Origin of the sequence: Frankia sp. Hr75.2 (assembly GCF_949319125.1) — a bacterium.
GTDB classification, from domain to species: Bacteria; Actinomycetota; Actinomycetes; order Frankiales; family Frankiaceae; genus Parafrankia; species Parafrankia soli.
Window position 1 is genome coordinate 1 of the sequence record NZ_CASGGV010000186.1, and the last position, 927, is coordinate 927.

A 927-nucleotide genomic window follows, 5' to 3' on the forward strand; every position below is an offset into this window, starting at 1 on the left:
CCGGTGGCCTCGTCGCCGGAGAGGTCGAGCTTCTCGAAGGCGCTGGTCGCGGCCTGCAGGAGCGCGACGCCACCGCCGGCGACGATGCCCTCCTCGACCGCGGCCTTCGCGTTCGAGACGGCGTCCTCGATGCGGTGCTTCTTCTCCTTGAGCTCGACCTCGGTGGCCGCGCCGACCTTGATGACCGCGACGCCGCCGGCGAGCTTGGCCAGGCGCTCCTGGAGCTTCTCGCGGTCGTAGTCGGAGTCGGACTTCTCGATCTCGTTGCGGATCTGGTTGACCCGCCCCGCGATCTGGTCCGCGTCGCCGGCACCCTCGACGATGGTGGTCTCGTCCTTGGTGATGACGACCTTGCGGGCGCGGCCGAGCAGGTCGACGGTGGTGCCCTCGAGCTTGAGGCCGACGTCCTCGGAGATGACCTGGCCGCCGGTGAGGACGGCGATGTCGGTCAGCATGGCCTTGCGGCGGTCACCGAAGCCCGGGGCCTTGACCGCGGTGCTCTTGAACGTGCCGCGGATCTTGTTGACGACCAGGGTCGCCAGGGCCTCGCCCTCGACGTCCTCGGAGATGATGGCCAGCGGCTTGCCGGCCTGCATGACCTTCTCCAGGATCGGGAGGAGGTCCTTGACCGCGGAGATCTTGCTGTTCGCGATCAGGATGTACGGGTCGTCGAGGACAGCTTCCATGCGGTCGGTGTCGGTGACGAAGTAGGGCGAGATGTAGCCCTTGTCGAAGCGCATGCCCTCGGTGAGCTCGAGCTCGAGCCCGAAGGTGTTGCTCTCCTCGACGGTGATGACGCCTTCCTTGCCGACCTTGTCCATCGCCTCGGCGATCATGCTGCCGATGGCCGGGTCACCGGCGGAGATGGAGGCGGCCGAGGCGATCTGCTCCTTGGTCTCCACGTCCTTGGCGACGCTGGAGAGCTCC

Annotated in this window: 1 protein-coding gene; it reads right to left on the minus strand. The window is 67.5% G+C overall.

Annotated elements, in window-relative coordinates:
* Positions 1–927, minus strand: a 927-nt coding sequence (gene groEL / locus AC559T_RS14175; protein WP_498868994.1) for a chaperonin GroEL, incomplete at both ends; no start/stop codon positions are given.